This is a genomic window from Parafrankia soli (assembly GCF_001854695.1).
GTDB lineage: Bacteria > Actinomycetota > Actinomycetes > Frankiales > Frankiaceae > Parafrankia > Parafrankia soli.
Genome location: NZ_MAXA01000237.1, coordinates 38,081 through 57,927, shown reverse-complemented (window position 1 = coordinate 57,927; position 19,847 = coordinate 38,081). Strand labels below are relative to the sequence as shown.

22 protein-coding genes and 1 pseudogene are annotated in these 19,847 nt (G+C 71.2%); 17 read left to right on the top strand and 6 right to left on the bottom strand.

Translation table 11 applies throughout. The features are described from left to right. Positions 1-120: 120 nt before the first annotated feature. From BBK14_RS25260 to BBK14_RS25195, 16 genes and pseudogenes are all read left to right on the top strand, one after another. Positions 121-642, top strand: a pseudogene (locus BBK14_RS25260) (SAM-dependent methyltransferase); the annotation flags it as partial. A gap of 325 nt (positions 643-967) precedes the next feature. Next, positions 968-2,161 carry a methyltransferase, FxLD system gene (fxlM, locus tag BBK14_RS25255; RefSeq protein ID WP_116430146.1) on the top strand — a complete coding sequence of 398 codons (1,194 nt, stop codon included), beginning with the start codon at positions 968-970 and terminating at the stop codon, positions 2,159-2,161. Between the two features lie 968 nt (positions 2,162-3,129). Then, positions 3,130-3,549, top strand: coding sequence for a hypothetical protein (locus BBK14_RS35890; RefSeq protein WP_083391243.1), 420 nt, complete (start codon positions 3,130-3,132; stop codon positions 3,547-3,549). A gap of 242 nt (positions 3,550-3,791) precedes the next feature. Beyond that, positions 3,792-4,484 (top strand): hypothetical protein, encoded by a 693-nt coding sequence (locus BBK14_RS25250; RefSeq protein WP_241831838.1) that lies wholly within the window; start codon positions 3,792-3,794, stop codon positions 4,482-4,484. Between the two features lie 44 nt (positions 4,485-4,528). Further along, positions 4,529-5,170 (top strand): SAF domain-containing protein, encoded by a 642-nt coding sequence (locus BBK14_RS25245; RefSeq protein WP_071065743.1) that lies wholly within the window; start codon positions 4,529-4,531, stop codon positions 5,168-5,170. Next, positions 5,167-6,102 (top strand): hypothetical protein, encoded by a 936-nt coding sequence (locus tag BBK14_RS37875; RefSeq protein WP_131802413.1) that lies wholly within the window; start codon positions 5,167-5,169, stop codon positions 6,100-6,102. The genes BBK14_RS25245 and BBK14_RS37875 overlap by 4 nt, the downstream gene beginning before the upstream one ends. After that, a complete protein-coding gene (locus BBK14_RS25240) occupies positions 6,099-7,439 on the top strand; it encodes a TadA family conjugal transfer-associated ATPase (protein WP_071065742.1) in 1,341 nt (446 codons plus the stop codon). Before BBK14_RS37875 ends, BBK14_RS25240 begins: the two co-directional genes overlap by 4 nt. Continuing rightward, the gene (locus BBK14_RS25235; protein ID WP_071065741.1) at positions 7,433-8,308 is read left to right on the top strand and encodes a type II secretion system F family protein; all 876 of its coding nucleotides are present in this window, start codon (positions 7,433-7,435) and stop codon (positions 8,306-8,308) included. The genes BBK14_RS25240 and BBK14_RS25235 overlap by 7 nt, the downstream gene beginning before the upstream one ends. Continuing rightward, on the top strand, positions 8,305-9,201 hold the full coding sequence (locus BBK14_RS25230; protein ID WP_071065740.1) for a type II secretion system F family protein: 897 nt from the start codon (positions 8,305-8,307) through the stop codon (positions 9,199-9,201). Before BBK14_RS25235 ends, BBK14_RS25230 begins: the two co-directional genes overlap by 4 nt. Positions 9,202-9,260: 59 nt before the next feature. Further along, positions 9,261-9,521 carry a hypothetical protein gene (locus BBK14_RS25225; protein WP_241831837.1) on the top strand — a complete coding sequence of 87 codons (261 nt, stop codon included), beginning with the start codon at positions 9,261-9,263 and terminating at the stop codon, positions 9,519-9,521. Then, positions 9,518-9,916: a TadE family protein gene (locus BBK14_RS25220; RefSeq protein WP_071065738.1), complete on the top strand. Its 399-nt coding sequence runs from the start codon at positions 9,518-9,520 to the stop codon at positions 9,914-9,916. The genes BBK14_RS25225 and BBK14_RS25220 overlap by 4 nt, the downstream gene beginning before the upstream one ends. A gap of 254 nt (positions 9,917-10,170) precedes the next feature. Further along, complete coding sequence (locus BBK14_RS38495) at positions 10,171-10,311, top strand: hypothetical protein (protein WP_157904333.1); 141 nt, start codon at positions 10,171-10,173, stop codon at positions 10,309-10,311. After that, positions 10,308-10,835 (top strand): TadE/TadG family type IV pilus assembly protein, encoded by a 528-nt coding sequence (locus BBK14_RS25210; RefSeq protein WP_071065736.1) that lies wholly within the window; start codon positions 10,308-10,310, stop codon positions 10,833-10,835. The genes BBK14_RS38495 and BBK14_RS25210 overlap by 4 nt, the downstream gene beginning before the upstream one ends. Next, the gene (locus BBK14_RS25205) at positions 10,832-11,497 is read left to right on the top strand and encodes a DUF8175 domain-containg protein (RefSeq protein ID WP_071065735.1); all 666 of its coding nucleotides are present in this window, start codon (positions 10,832-10,834) and stop codon (positions 11,495-11,497) included. Before BBK14_RS25210 ends, BBK14_RS25205 begins: the two co-directional genes overlap by 4 nt. Continuing rightward, entirely contained in the window at positions 11,490-11,924 is a 435-nt protein-coding gene (locus tag BBK14_RS25200; RefSeq protein ID WP_083391242.1) for a pilus assembly protein TadG-related protein, read from the top strand. Before BBK14_RS25205 ends, BBK14_RS25200 begins: the two co-directional genes overlap by 8 nt. Further along, positions 11,921-14,839, top strand: coding sequence for a bacterial transcriptional activator domain-containing protein (locus BBK14_RS25195; RefSeq protein WP_071065733.1), 2,919 nt, complete (start codon positions 11,921-11,923; stop codon positions 14,837-14,839). The genes BBK14_RS25200 and BBK14_RS25195 overlap by 4 nt, the downstream gene beginning before the upstream one ends. A 114-nt stretch (positions 14,840-14,953) precedes the next feature. Here BBK14_RS25195 and BBK14_RS25190 read toward each other — a convergent pair whose 3' ends face one another. From BBK14_RS25190 to BBK14_RS25165, 6 genes are all read right to left on the bottom strand, one after another. After that, on the bottom strand, positions 14,954-15,325 hold the full coding sequence (locus BBK14_RS25190; RefSeq protein WP_071065732.1) for a hypothetical protein: 372 nt from the start codon (positions 15,323-15,325) through the stop codon (positions 14,954-14,956). A gap of 28 nt (positions 15,326-15,353) precedes the next feature. Continuing rightward, positions 15,354-15,590 carry a hypothetical protein gene (locus BBK14_RS25185; protein ID WP_071065731.1) on the bottom strand — a complete coding sequence of 79 codons (237 nt, stop codon included), beginning with the start codon at positions 15,588-15,590 and terminating at the stop codon, positions 15,354-15,356. Positions 15,591-16,644: 1,054 nt separating this feature from the next. Continuing rightward, positions 16,645-16,869 (bottom strand): hypothetical protein, encoded by a 225-nt coding sequence (locus BBK14_RS25180; RefSeq protein WP_071065730.1) that lies wholly within the window; start codon positions 16,867-16,869, stop codon positions 16,645-16,647. A gap of 179 nt (positions 16,870-17,048) precedes the next feature. Next, entirely contained in the window at positions 17,049-17,747 is a 699-nt protein-coding gene (locus BBK14_RS25175) for a DUF3846 domain-containing protein (RefSeq protein WP_071065729.1), read from the bottom strand. Next, positions 17,744-18,190 carry a hypothetical protein gene (locus BBK14_RS25170; protein WP_241831836.1) on the bottom strand — a complete coding sequence of 149 codons (447 nt, stop codon included), beginning with the start codon at positions 18,188-18,190 and terminating at the stop codon, positions 17,744-17,746. The genes BBK14_RS25175 and BBK14_RS25170 overlap by 4 nt, the downstream gene beginning before the upstream one ends. 77 nt (positions 18,191-18,267) lie before the next feature. Continuing rightward, complete coding sequence (locus tag BBK14_RS25165) at positions 18,268-18,711, bottom strand: hypothetical protein (RefSeq protein ID WP_071065727.1); 444 nt, start codon at positions 18,709-18,711, stop codon at positions 18,268-18,270. A 316-nt stretch (positions 18,712-19,027) separates the two neighbouring features. Here BBK14_RS25165 and BBK14_RS25160 point away from each other — a divergent pair, with 316 nt between their 5' ends. Continuing rightward, a complete protein-coding gene (locus BBK14_RS25160) occupies positions 19,028-19,810 on the top strand; it encodes a hypothetical protein (protein WP_071065726.1) in 783 nt (260 codons plus the stop codon). Positions 19,811-19,847 lie beyond the last annotated feature (37 nt).

Sequence of the window (19,847 nt, the reverse complement as noted above, 5' to 3'; positions counted from 1 at the left end):
CTCCCCACACCGGCGTGGATCAACCGACCCCAGCAGGACGGTGACGAGCCAGACCAGTCGGACCAGGCCGGGTAACTAAATCTGCGAGCAACTCGCCTCAAACAGCTTGACGGATTCCGGGAGGCGGGGGTTGTGTACGTGGACAACGACCCGCTCGTGTTGGCGCATGCCCGTGCCTTGCTGACCAGCTCGCCGCAGGGACGCACCGCCTACCTGGACTGTGACCTGCTGCAGCCGGAGCAGATTCTGTCGTCGCCGGAGGTCCGAACCACGTTGGACCTATCCCAGCCGGTCGCGTTGACGCTGATCGCGGTGCTGCATTTCGTGCCCGACGAGGCCGACCCGCTCGGTGTGGTGCGCCGGCTGCTGGAGGAGTTGCCCTCGGGTAGCTACCTGGCTCTGTCGCAGGTGACCAACGATTTCGACGCCGAAGCCATCGGGCAGCTCGCTGAGACCTACCGGGACCGGGGTATCGCGGCGCAGCCACGTAGCCGCGCCGAGGTAGCTCGGTTCGTCGACGGATTGGAGCTGGTCGAGCCCGGGATCGTCGCGGCGCACCGATGGCGGCCCGACGCCGCCGTGGACCACGGGCTGCTGGACGAGCAGGTGTCGGTCTTGGCTGCCCTCGCTCGAAAGCCGTAACAGAGCTTGCGCCTCGGGCGAAGCCGGTAACTTCCCGTTGTGTGCGGTCTCGGCCCGCTACGGCTCGGAATCCCACGCTCTGCCCCGGTCATCCTCGCGGACACCTTCGCGCAACGGCGAGCTGACCCGGCGCTGGACGCGGGAGCGGGGTGGCGATCGCCCGCGGCATCGCGCTGTGCCTGTTCCCCACCCTCAGCCGTCGACTCACCCCAGGCCGGCTGTAACCGGGCATGGCATCCCTCGACGGGACCCGAGCTTGGCCCGCCACCCCGATGCCCGCCACGTCACCTGCCAGCGGCGACCACACCGAAAGAGATCGTTTCTCGTGACCCTGCCCACACGCGACAGTTCCCCGGACGCCCTACAGGCGGCGATGGTCCGCCGGCTCGCCCGCTCCGGGAAGGTCCTCACCGATGCCGTTGCGGACGCGATGGCGGCCGTGCCTCGCCACCACTTTCTTCCCGCTGTACCGCCGCGGGTGGCGTACTCCGAGCAGGACATCATCACCAAACGCGCAGCCGACGGCCCGGTGCTGAGCTGGGCGTCAGCGCCCGGGACCGTCGCCACGACACTCGAACAGCTCATCGTCCTTCCCGACCAGACGATCCTCGAGATCGGCACCGGGACCGGCTACACCTCCGTGCTCCTCGCCCACCTCACCGGCAAGGGCGGACACGTCACCACCCTCGACATCGACCCCGACATCACCGCCGCGGCCCGCGACACCCTCACCGCCACCGGCCACACCACGATCACCGCGCTCACCGGCGACGGCCGGCACGGCCACCCCGACGGCGCGCCCTACCACCGGATCGTCGCCGCCGACGCCTGGGACATCCCCGCGGCCTGGTGGGACCAGCTCGGCCGCGGCGGCCGTCTCGTCGTCCCCCTACGCCTGCGCGGCGCGAGCTGGAGCATCGGATTCGCTCATCACGGTGACCGCATGGTCTCCGACACCATCGAACCCGCCGACCTCACGCCCGTGATCGACCATGAAGGAGAACGAACCGCGTCCATCCACCAGGACAGCCTCGTCACCCTGACCTGGGATCATGACCAGCCGATCAACAGCGCCGTTCTGAGTGGAGTCCTCTACCGTGACCGGGCCGTCGCGCTCTCCGGTGTCACCTCGGGCCGCAGCTCCCCGGTGGACGGCATCTGGCTACGCCTCGCCGCGACCGAAGCAGGCTGCTGCCGCATCATCGCCCAGCAGCCCGCCGTCACCTCGCAGCTCTGCACACCCGCGATCCCGGTGGGTAGCCCGGCTCTCGTGGACGCAGACTCCCTGGCCTACCTCACCCTCACCCGCGAACACGACGGGTACACCCACGTCCTGGGCGCCATCGGACACGGCCCGAAACGCCACCAACTCACCGACCGGATCATCGCCGCGATCCACGCCTGGGACCAGGACCGCGCAGCCGCACCGACGATCACGCTGCACCGCGGCACACCCGACGCCACCACCCGAACCAGACTGATCATCAAAGGCGAGAATCACCTGACGATCACTTACTGATCTTGGCAACGCCATGTGCAGCACGACCAAGGCGTGCAACGGAGCAGCGCTGTCGTCCGGCCCGCCGACCCGCACTCTCACGGCTGACAACGCGCGTCACGTGAGCTCACCCAACTCGTCGTCACCGACCAGATCATCATGGCCCGCCACGGCCCCGCTGCGCGACGGCATGTCCGCGCCGGGCACGATCCCGACCAGGGACAACCGCCGGGACATTGCCTGCTGATCAGCTCGTGTCGTCCAGACGCTTCCGGGAGGGCCAGGCAGGAAGATGACTGTCCGTCGCACCAGGAAGCTTCGAGCGCCCCGACCAGGGCAGATTCTTGATCCTCTGGGTTAAAACAATTTAACAGGAACCTGCCATGCACTTGCATCGGCACGAGAAGACGCCCTCGGACCGACCGGGGCCCACTACGTTGGGTCAACCCGTGGACTCGCCGAGCCGAGCAGGCCACCCTGAGGCAAACGTCGAGGACAAAACAAGATCGACAAGTGCCTGGGCTTAGGGGGCCGCGGAAGGCCAGGGATCTGACCAGCAGATTTCCGCATTCGCGATCACCGTCGCCCGCGGACCGGCCACCGGGACCGACCGCCTGGCCGCAGCGCTTTGGCCGCCTGCCCAGCCTTCGCACTTGAGACGATAAGCTACTCAGAGTAGCTGACCGGATTGCTCTGGCGCAGCCTAGACCGTTCCGCCCACCGTGTCTCCTGTGAGATTTACACCCCTTGTCCTCACTTGGCGTAGAGGGTCTATAACTCTCACACCTTGAGGGGGTCACTTACGCGAGGGGCACGGTTCAGATGGGTAACGGAACGTGAGGCGGCACCGATGGTCGCTCGGCGGCACGGTCGCCCTGCTGGCCCTGCTCGCAACCAGCGCCTGCACCGATGGCACCAGCGACCCACCAGCGCCGGCACCTCCAGCAACGGCCCGGCCCACTCCCTCTCCAGCCAGCCCCTCGGCATCGTTGACCGCGGCGCAGGTCGCCGAGCGCGATGCCCTCGCCGCCTACCGAGGCATGTGGGAAGACTGGGTCGCGATCGCCGCCACCAGCGACTACCAGAACCCGCGGCTGGCGACCCACGCGAGCGGACCGGCGTTGTCCCTCATCTATCGCGGCGTCTATGCAAATTGGCGGGATGGTCTCGTCGCTCGTGGGGAGCCAGTTCTGTCGCCCAAGACGTCGGCCGCGACACCTCCGGGCAATCCCGATCGGATCACCATCACAGATTGCGTGGACAGCTCTAACTGGCTGAACTATCGAACAGACGGACAACTGGAGAATGACACTCCTGGTGGTCGACGTTTTATTCAGGCTCTTGCCGTACAGACGGCCGGAGAGTGGAAAGTCGATCAACTCGTCGTGCAGGCGCTCGGCACCTGCTAATGCAGTTCCGGCTACCACTGGTCATGGCGATCGCTATGGGGGTTTTGTTCGCCGCACCAKCACACGCTGACGACGCATTCGGGTCTACCGAATGCAGCGAGACAACCTGCCACCTCTGGGCCGGGACGGACGGAAAGCCGATCGAGGACTACCGCAGTAACCCGAAACCCCCGACCGCACCGCAACGAGGAAATTCCGCTCGAATGTGCAGGATACCCACGGCGACCGAGGAAGTTCTCTGCGTGGACCCCGATCTTGGCTGGCTCAGCGCGGATGGCTGCTACTACCGGTCCGCCACTGATTTTGTTGCGACTCCCGCACTAGAGGCGATGGAAGCAACTCCTGGCGTTGCGGGTTCCTGGTATGAACGGAAATGCATTGGGATCAGTGGCAGCGGGGCGGTGGTGTGGCGGCCGGATGCGGTGATGGGAGCGGTGGTCCCGCCGTCGCCGGAGGTGATGGCGCAGCGGGCGGTTAGCCAGTTGGTGTTGCCGGCTCCGATTCTCGGGGTGTCCCCGAATGTGGATGTGGTGCAGATGGTGGGGGTTCCGGTGTGGTTGTGGATTTCGGGTGGGTGGGGGCCAGTGTCGGCGACGGCGGCGGTGCCGGGGGTGTCGGTGACGGCGACGGCGCGGCCGGTGTCGGTGTTGTGGGATTTCGGGGCGGGTGGGCAGGTCCGCTGTGCGGGTCCCGGCCGGGCGTTTCGGCCGGGTGTCGATGATCCGGCAGCCGGATCGGAGTGCTCGATCGCGTTCGCTCATAGTTCGGCGGGTCAGCCGGGGGGCCGGTTTCCGGTGACGGTGACGGTGACCTGGCAGGTGGGGTGGGCGGGTGCTGGTCAGACCGGTGAAGCCGCGGGGCTGACATCCCAGACAGTCGCGTCGGTCGCGGTCGGGGAGTCGCAGGGTCTGGTGCTGCCGGGGGCTCGACGGTGAGCGCGGCGGCGCGGACTCGGCGTCGTGGGGATGTACGTCTGCCGGTGCGGGAGGGGTCTCGGGGTGGGGCGGCGCGGCGGGCGTTGGTCGGGGTGCTGCTGGTCGCGCTGTCCGTCGCCGCGTTCGTTGTCGTTGGGGGTGAGAGGGAAGGCCGGCGGGAGTTGCTGGTCGTGGCCCGCGACGTCCCGGCGGGCCGGGTGCTGACGGTGCAGGATCTGCGCCCGGTGTCGGTGGGTGCCGGGGCCGGGGTGGATGTGGTGGCCGCGGGCGCGGTGGATGCGGTCGTGGGTCGGGTGGCGGTGGTGCCGCTGGTGGCGGGCAGCCTGCTGCCTCCAGGTGCGGTGGGTGATGCGTCGCGGGTGCCGCCGGCAGGGCAGGCGATGGTCGGGGCGGCGTTGAAGGCGGGCCAGTACCCCCCGGAGTTGGCTCGGGGCGATGGGGTGTCGGTCATCCTCACCGCGGCGTCGCCCAGCGGGGTGGACCCCGCGGTTTCCGCGCCCTCGACGGGCTCATCGGCCCGGTCGGTGTCGGGGCTGGTCGTGGCTGTCCAGGGCGATGAGGTGGATCCGGCCGGGGCTGGTGGGGTGGTGGTGTCGTTGCAGGTCGCGGAGGGGGACGCCGAGACGGTGGCGGAAGCGGCGGCGGCGGGGCGGGTCGCGTTGGTGGTCCGGGCGGTGTCTCGGTGAGTGGGCTGGGTCTGGTGGCGGTGGGGTCGGTGAAGGGTTCGCCGGGGGTGACGACGGCGGCGTTGGCGCTGGCAGCGGTTTGGCCGGCCGGTGAGGCGGAGGCCGATCCGCTGCTGGTGGAGGTGGACCCGTCCGGTGGGGATGTGGCCGGGTGGTATCAGCGGCGGGGCTATCCGGGGTTGTTGGGGTGGGCGGCTGCGGCACGTGGTGGGCCGGCTCTGGTGGATGAGTACGTGTGGGAGCTGGCTGGTGGGGTGGGGCTGGTGGCGGCGCCGGTGGAAGCGGGTTCGGCCCGCGGGGCGGTCGCGGTCCTCGCCCGGACCGGGTCGGTGCCCTGGGCGGCATCCGACCGGCTCCTGGTAGCGGACTGTGGCCGGCTGGATCCCGACTCGCCGGCGTTGCCGATCGCTGGGGCTGCCGGGGTCCTCGCGGTGCTCGTGCGCCCGGTGCCCGCGGAACTGGCCCGCGTAACGGCGCGGGTGGGGGAGTTGACCGGTGGGGGCCGCCGGGACTGTGTGCTGATTCTTGYCGGTGATCCCGCCTGGCCTACTGGGCGGGTGGAGGAGGCGGTGGGTCTGCCGGTGGTGGGGGTGCTGCCGCATCATCCGCGTGCGGCGGCCGGGTTGGCTGGGGGCCGGTTCGGTCGTGGTGCCCGCCGCTCCCAGTTGCTACGCGCCGCCGCGGGCATCGCCACCACACTGGATCGTCGCCTCGCCACCCGGCCCATCGGATCGTCGCGGGCCCTCGCCCCGCCACCCACGGTCGCGCCGCCAGGCCCACCGCCGCTGCGGGCCGGGGTTCACCCTCCTGCCTTGCCCCGCTCGACGTTCTCCCTCCCACAGCGGGGGGAGCGGGCGGTGCCCGGGTGGGTTCCCGCTGTCCCTGACCGGGCCGGCGCGCCTCCGGCACATCATCGGGAAGGCCAGCGATGACCGACAACGTCGACGCGCTGGCATCCCGGGTCCGGGTGCAGGTCGGCGCGGCGCTGTCCGCGCGGCTGCAAGCCCGAGAAGACCAGGGCCTCCCGCCGCTGGGTCGGGCGGATCAGCGGGCGCTGACCTCGGATCTGATCTCCGCCGTGTTGGCGCAGCACGCCCAGACCCAGCTCGCCGACGGCGGGCAGCTGCTGTCCACCCAGGTCGAAGAACAGATCAGCCGAACCGTCCTCGACAGCCTCTACGGGCTGGGCGGGCTGCAACCGCTGCTCGATGACCCGAGCATCGAGAACATCTCGGTGAACGGCTGCGATGTGGTGTGGGTGCGCCGCTTCGACGGCCGCCGCGAACGCCTCCCCGCAGTCGCCCGCTCCGATGCCGAGCTCGTCGAACTGGTCCGCACCGTCGTGGCACGCGCCGGGGTGGAGGAACGCCGCTGGGACCGGGCCTCCCCCGAGGTGTCCTGCCAGCTCCCCGACGGCTCCCGCCTCCACGCCCTGATGGCGGTGGCGCACCGGCCGGTGGTGTCGATCCGCCGCCACCGCTACCAGCAGATCACCCTCGACCAGCTCGTCACCGACCTGCGCATGCTCAACACCGAGCTACGGATGTTCCTCAACCGGCTGGTCCTGGCCCGGCGGAACCTGCTCATCGCCGGCGGGACCGGCATCGGGAAAACCACCTTCCTACGCGCACTCGCCGCGGACATCCCCTACACCGAACGGATCATCACGATCGAGGACAGCTACGAACTCGGCCTCGACCGCGACGGCCAGCACGGCGACGTCGTCGCACTCCAAGCCCGCCAACCCAACATCGAAGGCGAAGGCGAGATCAGCCAGGCTGACCTCGCCCGCTCCGCGCTGCGGATGAGCCCCGACCGGGTGATCGTCGGGGAAGTGCGCGGCGCCGAGGTCATCCCCATGCTCAACGCGATGAGCATGGGCGTCGACGGGTCGATGGCCACCCTCCACGCCTCCTCCTCCGGCGCGGTCTTCCTCAAGCTCGCCGCCTACGCCGCGCAGGCCGCCGAACGACTCAGCATGGAAGCCACGACCCTGCTCGCGGCGAGCGCGGTGCATTTCGTCATCCACCTCGACTACACCCCCGACGGGCGGCGGGTCGTCTCCAGCGTCCGTGAGGTCGTCGGCGCCGACGGAATGATCATCTCGACGAATGAGGTGTGGCGCCCCGGCCCCGACCGCGCCGCCGTCCCTGGCGCACCGCTGCGCCCCGACACCGCAGCCCTGCTCGCCCGCATCGACGACCAGCGGCAGCCCTACCGCGCTCCCAGTGCCGACAGCGGCCCGGATGGTGGCTGGTCGCCGTGGTGACCGCGGATGCCGGGGTGGTGCTCGCGGTCGGCTGCGGGACCGGCTGCGGGATCGGTCTCTGGTTGGCTGGTACCGGCACTGCCCCGTTCACCGCGGCGATCCGCGCGTGGGCGGGCCGGCGGATCGGGGGCCTGTCCCGCCAGGCCCGCGCCACCCGCACCCTCGGCGCCCTCACCGCCGCGCTCACGGTCGGGCTGCTCACAGGCTGGCCAGTCGCCGCGGCGCTCGCGGCGCTGGCGGTGGTCATCCTGCCGGGTCTGCTCGCCTCGGGCCGGGCCGAGCAGGCCCACACCGACCGGGTCGAGGCGATCGCGGTATGGACGGAAATGCTGCGCGACACCCTCGCCGGCGCCGCCGGCCTCGAACAAGCAATCCGCGCCACCGCGCCGATCACCCCAGCTCCCATCCGCGCCGAGGTCGTGCAGCTCGCCACCGCCCTCGACGCCGGAACCCGGCTACCCGACGCCCTCGCCGTGTTCGCGGACGCGGTCGATGACCCGACCGCCGACCTGGTGGTCGCAGCACTCGTGATGGCCGCGACCCGCCAAGCCCGCAACCTCGCCGACCTGCTGGGCCGGCTCGCCGCCGCCGCCCGCGACCAAACCGCCCTACGCCTACGCACCGCGGCCTCACGCGCCCGGATCCGCACCTCCACCCGGGTCATCGCCACCACCACCCTGGCCATGGCCTTCGGCCTCGTCGTCCTCTCCCCCGCCTTCGTCGAGCCCTATGACAGCGCCGGCGGGCAGCTGATGCTGCTCGCCGTCGCCGCCCTTTTCGCCACCGGTCTGGTCTGGCTGTCGCGGATGGGCCGCACGCCAACCTCGGGCAGGATCCTGACCCGCCTGCCCGCGCGGAGCCGGCCATGACCGGGCTTCTGCTTGCCTGCGGAACCGCCACCGGGATCGGCCTGTGGCTGGTCTGGACGGGGCTGCGTCCCACCGAACCCGACCTGCGCCAGCTCATCGCCGACCTACACCCCACCCCACCCACCCCCGGCGAACCCACCCCAGCACCCGGAGGGTGGGCGGCCCGCGCGGGACGTCCCCTCGCCCGCCGGCTCACTCCCGGCCCGCTCATCCCGGCCAGCATCAGCCGCGACCTTGTCTCGCTCGACCGGGATCCCGCCACCCACCTCGCCGAGAAGATCACCAGCGGGGTGGTTGGCTTCTTCCTACTCCCCCTCCTGGCCGTCGTCCTCGCCGTCGGTGGGATGAGGCTGCCCGTGGTGCTGCCGGCGGCGGGGGCGCTCGTCCTCGCCGCCGTCGGGTTCCTCGCACCGGACCTGGCCGTCCGCGCCGACGCCGCAGCCCACCGCCGAGCCCTACGCGCCGCCTTCTCGAGCTTCCTCGACCTGGTGGTGATCGCGTTGGCGGGCGGCGCCGGGATCGAGCAGGCCCTCGATGACGCCGCGTCCATCGGCACCGGCCCCGCCTACACCCAGCTGCGCCGCGCCGTGGACACCGCCGTCCTCACCGGCACCCCGATCTGGACCACCCTGGCCGACCTCGGACACCGCCACACCATCCCCGACATCGTCGAAACCGCCGCCAGCGTGGAACTCGCCGGCGGGGAAGGCGCAAAGATCCGCGCCTCCCTCGCCGCCAAAGCCGCCTCCATCCGCCTACGCGCCCTCACCGACGCCGACGCGGACGCCGCCGCCGCCACCGAACGCATGTCGCTGCCCGTCGCCCTGCTCTTCCTCGGATTCCTGCTCTTGATCGGCTACCCCGCTGTCGCCCGCGTCATGACCAGCCTGTAAGACGTCCGTGAGTTCGCCTCTTCCGATTCCGACCCCCGCCCGGAAGGATCCCTCCCGCCGTGCCTCGACTCCGCCGTGCCGGCCCCCGCGCCACCAACCGCAGCCCAGCAGCGGCAGCCACCGTCATGGTGTTCAGCCTGCTGACCCTCACCTACGCCCGTCTCCACGCGTGGGAGACGCAGGCCCGTGAGAAGGACCGGGACGGCGGCTACAGCACCGAAACCGTCATCGTCACCGCGCTGCTGGTCGTCCTCGCACTCGCCGTCATCGGGATCATCGGCCGGGCGTTGATCGACAAGGCCAACAGCATCGACCTATGACCCCGCCACCCACCCTCCACACCTGGCCGGGCCCGCTTTCACCACGGTCCGCCCGCCGCCGTGCCCTAGGGCGCTCCCCCGAGCGCACCAGCGACAGCCGAGAGGCCCCCGACACCGGCGCGGTCAGCGTCGAGTTGGTCATCGCCACACCCCTGCTGATCACCATGCTGCTGGTCGTCGTCCAGTACGCCCTGTGGGCCCACGCCAGCCACATCGCCGCCACCGCCGCACGCCGCGGCGCGGACGCCGCCCGCGTCTACGGCGCCACCCCCACCGCCGGATCCGACGCCGCGCAGATCACCCTCGACCAGCTCGGCGACACCGTCCTCACCGCCACCCACATCCGCCTCGATGCCCGCCTGGCTATGTCGGCCGCAATGAGCACCAACTGTTGACGGCGATGGGCACCAGGCCAAGATCCGGCGAGTCGRTGTCGATGAGAACGAGCACCACGGTGGCGAGCCTGCGCGCGTGTGTCACCGTGGCGCCTTCTCGCTGCGCTTTTGCCTGGTACGAAACGGGATCGAGCCGGGCGGCGGCCGGGGACACCGGGCATGCTGGCCGCACGGCGCGCCCGGTGGTGCTCGAACCCAGCGACATCGCGGCGGCCGTGACGCGACTCCGTGGTGCTCGCGACGGCCGACATTTGGTGCCCGTTCTCGCTTGCGTAGCCACCCGCCCGGAGACGGTCACGATCACGGTCACCGGGACCGCGGTCAGCCTGCTGCCCGGGGTCTCGCTGCCCGTGACCGGTCACGCCACCGAAACCGTCGAGCGGTTCACTCCGTGAACCGCGCCTCCGCCTGTCCCGGCCGGTGGCAGCGATACGGGCCTGCGCAACCGAGCGCGGAAGGGGCTAGCGAGACGGGGTCGGCCGCGGTCGAGCTCACGCTACTCACACCGCTGATCGTGCTGATGCTGGTGCTGGTCGTCTACGCGGGGCGCGGGGTGAACGCCCACGGGCAGGTCGACAGCGCCGCGCACACCGCCGCCCGCGCCGCGAGCATCGCCCGCACTCCTGCTGCGGCCGTTACCGCCGCCGAGCAGGCCATCGCCCCCGAGCTCACCGGTTCAGGGCCCTGCACCGCGGTCACCGTCGAGGTGGACACCAGCCACTTCCGGCCCGGGGGTGTGGCCCGCGCCACCGTGGTCTGCCAGCTCGACCAGTCCGATCTCGCGGCCGGCCTGCCCATCCCTGGGCGACGCACGTTCACCGCCACGGCGAGCGCCCCCATCGACCTCTACCGCAGCGTCATCACCGCCCGCCTTCCCACCGGCGGCCCGGTCCTGCCCCGAGCCGGTGAACGCACATGACAGCAGCCCGCGCCCTGAGGAAACGGTGGCGAAGCGCCTCCGCTCTGCTCGGCGCCGTCGCCGTCTTGGCCGCCGTGTGCAGCCAGCACACCGTCGCCTCCGGCCCACCCCCGGCGGCTACCTCCCCCACGCTGGACAGTCCCGACCCGGAGGGCCGGATGCTCCTCCCGCCGGCACGCTCCTTCGCGGACAACGGAGTACCACTGCGCTTTCCACACAGCACCGCCGGAGCGGTGTCGGCCGCAGTCCGCTGGAGCCAGCTGGTGATGCCCCGCGATCCCGCCGACCAGACCGGCATCTTCGCGGTGATCGCCACCCGCGGCTACCTGACACGAGCCGAAGGCATCGTCGACGACGGCTACAGCCCGCCCCGTCTCCCATCGGGCGGTGCGCTGTTCTTCCGCCCCCTCGGCGCCCGGGTCCTCTCCGCGGAGGCGGACCACGCCACGGTCGCGCTCCTGCACGCCAGCGAAGTCTCCCCCAGCGTCACGCCGACCCCGCCGCTGATCGGGACGGTCACCTGGACGCTGACTTGGACCGACGGCGACTGGCGCCTCGACGACATCCACCCCACACCACCCTCCGCCCGGCTGCGACTACCGGCCTCCGACAGCCCAGCCGCGATCATCGCGGCGGGCTGGGACCGGTTCCGCCGTGCCTGACCAGGACCAGGATCGGGGGACGGTGACGGCGTTCTTCGTCGTGCTCACGGTCGCGCTGATCAGCGTCACCGGCCTTGTCGTGGACGGCGGGCTCGCCCTGAACCGAAAAGCGGCCGCGATCAGCCTCGCCGCCGAAGCCGCCCGCGCCGGCGCTCAAGGGTTGGACCTGGAGACCTATCGGAGCAGCGGGATCGTGCAGCTCGACCGGGCCGCCGCCCGCCGCCGTGCCGAGCAGTACCTCGCCGGCAGCGGCGCGCAGGGGACCGTCACCGCGACCGCCGCCATGGTGACGGTCACCGTGACCGTAGCCGTCGCAACCCAGCTCCTCGGCATCGTCGGCGTCGACACGCTCACCGTCACCGGCCAGGCCACCGCCGCCCCCATCCACGGCGTCACCGCCCCCTCGGGTCCAGGAGCCACCCGGTGAACCGACGAGCCCAACCAGGCCGGATCCGAGCGCTGCACCGTCTCGGTGGGCTGCTGCGCGCCCTCGCCGGCCTCACCGCCGCCAGCGCCATCCTGGGCGCCGCCCCCGCCGCGATGTGGCAGCTCGTCGGCTGGCCCCTCCCCGACCACACACCGAGCTGGACGGAGATCGTCGACACCGCGAGCTCACCACTCACCCAGGATCTAATCCTCGGTCTGATCGGCGTCCTGTTCTGGTACGCCTACACGTTGATCGCGGTCTCCGTGGCGATCGAGACCGTCACAGCCATCGGTGGCTGGCACCGGCCCCGGCTGCCTACCGCCGGCCCCGCCCAAGCCCTGGCCGCTGTCCTCGTCGGCATGATCCTCGCCGGCCTGCTCACCGCCGCTACCCGCACCAGCACCAGCCCGCCCACCTCCGCGGTCCTCACCGCCTACCAGCGACCCGCACCCGTCACCACCCCCGCCAACCCCACCCCCCACACCGACACCCCGGCCGTGGCTCCCACCGCGCCGGCCGGGCCGAGCTGCACCGTCGCCCCCTACGACACCCTCTGGTCACTCGCCGAAACCTGGCTAGACGACGGGCTGCGCTGGCACGAGATCTGGGCCCTCAACCACGACCGCGTCCAACCCGACGGCACCCAACTCACCACCCCCGACCTGCTACGCCCCGGCTGGATCCTGCACCTACCCCCCGACGCCCAACCCCCCACCAGCCACACCTCACCAGCGCCGGTGACACCCGGCACCGCCACCCCGCTCCCACCGGCCGGCCCGGCCGGGCCGCAGGCCGACATCCCGGCCGCACCCCGTCCCACCGCTCCCGCGCCCTCGGCGCCCGGCACACCACCACGCAGCACCCCCGCTCCCGGCTGGACCCCGACCCTCCCCCCAGCCACCCCCACGCCTGCGCCGGCACCGCGCACCGCCCCGCCGTCCCAGACACCCGCACCACCGCACACCATGCCCCGGGAAGCCCCTCCGATCCGGCTGCCGTCCGGCGCGGTTCTCCCCCTCAGCCTCATCGCCGCGCTCGCCGCAGCGGTCACCATCGGCCGGCTTCTACGCACCCGCCGCCGCCCCGTTCCCACCCCACCCGGCCAGCCCACCCCCACCGACCCGCCGCTACCCCTCGTGATCCGCGAGATCCTGCGTGCCAGTCGCCCACCCACCACCGACGACGAAGACCCCGAACCCGTCAGCGACCCGCCCGGGACACCGCCACCGGCAACCAGCCCCGGCGCCACCGTGCTCTACGCTTCGGCCCCTGATAGCCAGACACCTCCCAGCCCGACCACAACCCCCTCCACCAGCACCACCCCCAGCGGCCTCGACCTGGTGGGGCTTGCTGAGGGGCTTCCTGCCGAGTTGCTGCGCACCGGCCGGCTCAACCTGCACGGCCCGACCTCACCCGCCGCAGCCCGCGCCGTCGTCCTGAGCGCCCTCGCCGACCATCACCGCGACCGGGCAGCCTGGCCCGCCCGGCTGATCATCCCCGGTGACGCCGTCAGCCTGCTGGACCTGCCCCGCCCGCTCCTCGACGCGCTCCCGCAGGTCACCCTCACCGCCAGCACCGAGGCCGCGCTCGACCTCGCTGACCGCGAAGCGCTCCACCGCGCCCGGCTCACCAACGACACCAGCGCGCCCAGCCTGGACGAGCTCCGCGACGAGATGCCCGACGAGATGATCCCCACCGTCCTCCTCCTCGCCAGCGCACCCAGCCCCCACGACGGCCGGCTCGCCGCCCTCACCCACACCGGTGCCCAGCTCGGCATCTACACCATCACCATCGACCCGGCCAGCGACGATCAGCCATCGCTGCCCTGGCAGCTCACACCCGCCCAGGCCAGTGACCTCCTGCACGTCCTCGCTGACGCCGCCGACCAGCCCGCCCCGCCCAGCGTCGAGACACCCGCCCCCATCGCCCCGCACACCCCCGGGGCCGGGGCCCTCCCCGCGCCCCCGACGGTTGCTCCACCACCCGCCACGCCAGCGCCCGCACCCACGACCCCACCACCCCCTGAACCGGCCCCCACCAGCGCACCCGAACAGCCCACAGAACAGATCAACCACGCCGACCAGCCGGGCAGGCGGGTACGGCTGGTGCTCTTCGGCCGGCCCGCCTTTCACCTCGACCACACACCCCTCGCCGACGGGCTGCGCACCCTCAGCCTGGAGATCGCCGCCTACCTCGCCGTCCACCCCGGCGGCGTCACCGGGGACCGCCTCGCCGGTGAACTCCTCCCCGACCAGGACCCGACCCGCGCCCGCAACCAGATCTACCGCGCCGTCGCCGCCCTGCGCGACACCCTGCGCACCGCCACCGGCGACCCCACCCTCACCCCCATCCTCGGCGGAAAAGCCGGCTACCGGCTCGACCCCACCCTGGTCACCGTCGACCTGTGGGAATTCGACGCGGCCCTGAACACCGCCGGACACGCCCCCGACGACCCCGCCCGCATCACCGCGCTCACCCGCGCCACCGGCCTCGCCACCGCCACACCCCTCGGAGACACCGCCTACGACTGGTCCACCCCGATCGTCACCGACCTCGAACACCGCGCCGTCGACGCCCTCGCCGACCTCGCCGACCTGCACGCCGACGACCATCCCGAACAAGCCCTCGCCTACCTCGAGCAGGCCGTCACCCTCACCCCGACCGTCGAGGACCTCTACCGGCACGTCATGCGCATCCACGCCGCCCGCGGACGCCCCGACGCCGTCCGCCGCACCTACCAGCGCCTCCGCGACGCCCTCGACACCCACGGCCTCGACGTCGACCCCACCCCCGAAACCCAGGCGTTACTCGCCCACCTCACCCGCGCGCCCAGCCCGCGGCCAGGACCCACCCAGACCGGACCCGGACGGATCATCCGACCCGCCATCCGCCATCCCCAACAACCCGGCTCGTAAAACTGAACCGCCCCGGCTCCGGCCACGTCTACCAGAAGCAATCGGCGACAACCATGACAAGCCTTGAAACCTCACAACGACAACGCCATACCCACCCCCAGGAAAAGCGAGGGGTTAGGAACCGTCGGGCGACGAAACCGGCCCATCCGATCCGCCCCGCAACGTCGCGATCGCCCGCTGAAGCGCGACAACGAGACCCTCAACCTCGTCAGCCGTGAATCCTTCACGGTCGGGATCGTCAACGTCTCCACTTCCAAGAGTGATCACAGGAGGGTACACGGTGACATGGGTCACATATTGTTCGACTCTCACCGCGAGCTCAAATACGTCCGCCCGCATCCCATCCATCTCGGGAAGATCAATCAGGGCGATGTCGGCCATGTGGTAGTCCCCGGGGCCGTCGGGCTCGGGGCGCAGATGCCCCGCAGGCTCCTGGCACCACGACGGACAGGAACGATAACGATCGTCGCCGTTCACAGCGCGCATGGTTTCCCACCTTTCTCCCCGCGGCCGGTCAGGCGGCCTCCTTCAGGCCCATCCGTGTCGCCACGTCATCGACATCTCGTGGATCAACCTTCCAACCCTGCTGGGTCCACCGAGCAGAAAGCTGGCAGCCCGCGATCCAATCGATGATGGTCGACGGCGATGTTCCCGCGCGCCGTGCAGCCATGTTCAAACCGATCAGCGCCATCCCCAGCACCGCCATATCCTCGACGTTTTTCTCCGTGGGATGATGCTGCAGCGAGACCACCGGATCGTCGAGCCGTCACGACGATGATTGTCGTAACGTTCGCGGACATTGTCCCAGCATTGCGCCAGGCCAATCGGTCCGTTACCCAGCCCCTCCCGGGCATCGACGAACCGACTACGACAGATCCCCTGGCACGCGGGACGGGCTGTCGGCGGGGGTTGCCAGACGTCGATGGGTGCCACGATGTAGCCGGACAGCACGCAGGAGCGGGCGTGCCGGTCGGCGCTCGTCTGGTCCGGGAAGCAAGCGAGGACCTGGATGGGGCGGTGATGCCTGCCCAGGGCCACCACCACCCAGTCGCTACCCTGCGCCGGCCCGGCCGGGACCACCACAAAGTCCAGGCCGGGCTGCGCGCGAGCCCAGCCCTCGGCGAGCTGCGGGGTAACGAACCCAACCACCACGCGCACCGCCCGGTCACGCGCATCGAGGGTGACAACACCCCACCGGACAAGGGGAGTCTCGGGTGGCGCGACGCTCATAACGGATTCCCCCAAGAGGCAGTGTCGACGGCGCTGACTGTCAGTCACCACCCAATGTGAGACAGAGCCGCTAACTTGACAGTCCCTATTCGGCGGCGGGACCGATCCGGAGGCTGGGGGCAGGTCACACAGGTGCCGTCGGGAACAGGGCCGTGCGGGCAGCCCATACGGCGGGCGGACCCGCAGCGCCGTCCGCACCCGCGTGGCGCCGGCCGGCCCACGGGCCCGGGGACCCTCCGGGCCGGGGGGATTACCAGCCTTGCAACGGGGGCACCGACCAGTGGCGTATGACCCGGTGGAGGGGCCGGGCATACGCACGGGCCCGCGTCCGTGGAGTGCCGGGGCGCGGGCCTGTGGTCGTGGATTCTGCCGGGTCGGCCGATCGCGCTGGGCGTCGCCGGTGTCGGCGGGGATGCGGTCGGCGGAGCGGGCCGGGGCTGCGAGCGGGTGAGCCTCGGCCGGCGGCTGGGGGACGACCTGGCAGCGGTAGAGGCAAGCCCGCAGTCTCCGGGGGGAAGGAACCGCGGGCCCGTGCCTGAACCTAGCGGGTGACCGATGGCGTGAGGGTGGTGCCGTCAGGGTGTGTTGGCGTACGCGCCGGTGTCCGGGCCGTCGGCGAGGCGGTACTCCGCGATCCCGACCGCGATGTCCCGGGCGCTCTGGCGCTGCTCCGCGCGCTTGACGTGCCGCTTGTAGCCGAGCCGGCCCTGGTGCGCGGTCTCGGAACAGCAGCCGTGTCGGCAGCAGGACTGCCCGGCGACGCCGCGGATGTAGAAGGCCTTGCGGCCGAGCATCTTCATGGTTCAAGTCCTCCTGGTGCGGCGTGGCGGACCGGCCGGGCCGCACGATGGCCAGCCCAGTGCCGGGCGGCGGTGAACGGGGCTGAGCTGGTGATGGGGCTCGGAGCCGGGGAGGGAATGTCGCGGTGTGCGTGGACCACCGGCAGCCCCGGGAGACCGGGGCTGCCGGTGGTCCGGGGCTAGCGGCTGGGGGTGGGCGTGAGGGTGGTGCCGTCGGGGTGCTCGGCGTACACGCCGTCCTCTCCTTCGGTGGCTGCGGCGTCGACGGCGGCCTGTGCCTGCTCGCGGGTCTGGCGAACGGCGTAGGGGTCGACGCGGTCTCCCCACACGGTCCACACCGCCTCACCGCCGGTGGCGGAACGAGCCGTGGGCTGCCCGGCGGCGGTGGCTACGGGGACCGCGCGGACAGCGAAGCGCTTCCCGGGCTCGTACTCGGTGAGAAGCCCGGCCTTCTCCCAGACGGCGGTGTAGGCGGCGAGCAGGCCGGGATAGGCCCCGTTGTCCGCCCAGTCCCCGCCGTTCGGGCGCGCCTGCAGCCGGATCCACCCGGCGGTGAGGAGCGCGACGAGGGTGTCGGGGACGTCGGTGTCCAGCCCGTCGGCGTCGACGGGGCCGGTGAGGTAGACGTCACCGGCGATCTGCAGGTCCCAGGCGAACCTGGGGGCGTGGAACGCGGCGAGCGCGGTCGCGCGCTCGTTGAACGGCAGGCGCAGCCCGAGGCCGTCCTCATTCGCCCACAGCGACCCGGCGGAAGCGAGAGGGACGCGTTCGATCGAACCCCCGACGAAGGTCTGGAATCCACGCAGGTCCGCCGGGCTCATTTGGGTCAGGGCATGCGGGGCCGCCGGGTCGGCGGGCACCGTCAACACTCGGATCATGACCGGTTTCCTTTTCTGTCTGACGTGGCGGGTGAGGCACCGAGGATGCGAATGAGGGGCATGGCGTCGTCCGGTATCCCCCGGACGGCGTTGCAGGTATGGGCGTAGGCGTGTTCGAAGCCGACGTAGCGACGCCCTCGGGTCCACTTGTGGGCGTCGGACTGTTTCGTCTGGACGCGGAACATGCGGTTCCCGAGAAGACTGACGAGTTCGTCGGGGACGTCGGTGTCCCGCCCTTCGGTGGTGGTGGGGCCGGTGAGGAGCGCATCGCCGCGCAGGATGGTCCGTGGTAGCCGGGAAGGGCGGGTGTGGAAAGCGGCGAGCGCGGTGGCGCGCATGTTGCACGGCCCCGGGAACCGGGCATCGGCGGCGGGAAGATACAGGCTGCTTTCCGGGTCGGTGAGGCTCACCGGGTGCAGGACGCCACCGACGAGCTTTTCCATCGCGGGTATATCGGTGGGATCGAGTCGGTGCTGGCGTGTCAGGCGGGTCGAGTCCGCCGGAATCACCAGAACGGTGATCATGAGTCTGGGTGTGCGGTCGGGTCGCCGGCCGGTGGGGTGTCGCCGTCGGACAGGTACGTGAGGTAGGGCCAGCCCTCGGCCCCGAGCCAGACGGAGGCGTCGCGGGCGGCGTCGCGGGAGAGTCCGACACCGACGGTGAGGGGAACGGCGACCCAGACCGACCARGTACCGGCGTTGCTCTGCGCGACCGGGATAGGTGTGAACGCGGCCAGGACCGCCATGATGATCAGCTCGCGTGGTACGCCGGGGCCGTAGGCGCACGCCCAGTCGATGAGCCGGCGCCCCAGTGAGGTGTAGCGGCGGACGTACAGGTGTCCGCCGTTGTTCTCGACCTCGACGTGGGCGTGCCGGTAGACATCCGGGTTGCTACTGGTCCGCGTGAATCCGTGGCCCTCGAGGAAAGCCTCCAGGTCGAAAGGCGGATCCAGCCGTGGATCCATTCGCGTGTTCAGCGTCGCTTTCATGGGCAGCCGTTTCTGCGCGGGGCGTGAAGGGGCGCGCGGGCGCCTACTCCACGCGGGGGGATGAGGGGAACGCGCCCGGGTGGCCTGCACATCTGATGTGGCGGTGAATCCCGGGAACGTCAGGCACCGTAACTTGATCAGATTCGGTTCAGCAACGGGTTCCGCGCATCCCATGGGCAGTGATTCATGTCACTGGGTATGGCTGGTGGATACGGCTGGCTGAATGCGTTCGGATCGAGATACAGCTGTTCACGCACCCGGAAAACGCACCCGACAATGGGGGTTGTGAACAATGGTCGACGAGAACACATCCGCTGCCGATCCGGACACCGCGYGTGTCCTGGAAATCCTACGGAATCATGAGGGGCCCGCGACCCTGGCGGAGATACGGGTCGCGGCCGGGATGACGGTCGGGCAGCTGCGGCCGGTGTTGGACCAGATGGTGGACGCGGGACTGATCGTGGCGTCGCGGCGGTCCGGGGTCCGGGGGGCGCCCGCGCAGTGGGAGCCGATCCCCACCCCGCACGACACGCCCGCACCGGACAGCACCGCACCCACCGAACCACCGGCCGGCAGCGACACGCCCGCCGACAGCCACACCCAGGGCGACGGCGACCCGCCGGTGATCACCGAGGCCGGCGGGGCGCCGGACAGCTCGCCGGAGCCAGTAACCGCCCCCGACCTGGAGACCATCCCGCCCGGCGCAGCGCCCGACTCGGCACCCGCACCGTCCACCGCTACCGCCGACCACGCCCAGGCCGCTGACGCCGACCTGAAAGCGGAGCAGCCGGGAGAAACAGAGCAGGACACGGCCCCGGTGCAGGCCGGCGACCCCGGTGAGGACCCAACCGACCCAGCCGAGTCGGCCGGCGCGGTGGGCACGGCGACGGCGCAGGAAGGCCCCACCGCCGAGGGCGGTGTCCCGACCGTGCAGGAACCGCCCGCGACGCCCCCCATCAACACCGAGGCAGACAGCGGCCCGGAAGCGGACACCGAGCAGCGCCGGACGTCCCCAGCGCGGACCCGCCGGTCCAGAACCCCTCAGCCGACCCGGGCGGGGATCTCGGCGCCGTGACGCCGACGGAGGCCGTGAGTGAACCCGCACGGCGATC

Bases quoted from the DNA above. Each gene is read 5' to 3' on its own strand.
- BBK14_RS25240 (WP_071065742.1), top strand. From the start codon at position 6,099: ATGACCGACAACGTCGACGCGCTGGCATCCCGGGTCCGGGTGCAGGTC.
- BBK14_RS25230 (WP_071065740.1), top strand. From the start codon at position 8,305: ATGACCGGGCTTCTGCTTGCCTGCGGAACCGCCACCGGGATCGGCCTG.
- BBK14_RS25220 (WP_071065738.1), top strand. From the start codon at position 9,518: ATGACCCCGCCACCCACCCTCCACACCTGGCCGGGCCCGCTTTCACCA.
- BBK14_RS25205 (WP_071065735.1), top strand. From the start codon at position 10,832: ATGACAGCAGCCCGCGCCCTGAGGAAACGGTGGCGAAGCGCCTCCGCT.
- BBK14_RS25190 (WP_071065732.1), bottom strand. From the start codon at position 15,325: ATGCGCGCTGTGAACGGCGACGATCGTTATCGTTCCTGTCCGTCGTGG.
- BBK14_RS25180 (WP_071065730.1), bottom strand. From the start codon at position 16,869: ATGAAGATGCTCGGCCGCAAGGCCTTCTACATCCGCGGCGTCGCCGGG.
- BBK14_RS25175 (WP_071065729.1), bottom strand. From the start codon at position 17,747: ATGATCCGAGTGTTGACGGTGCCCGCCGACCCGGCGGCCCCGCATGCC.
- BBK14_RS25170 (WP_241831836.1), bottom strand. From the start codon at position 18,190: ATGGAAAAGCTCGTCGGTGGCGTCCTGCACCCGGTGAGCCTCACCGAC.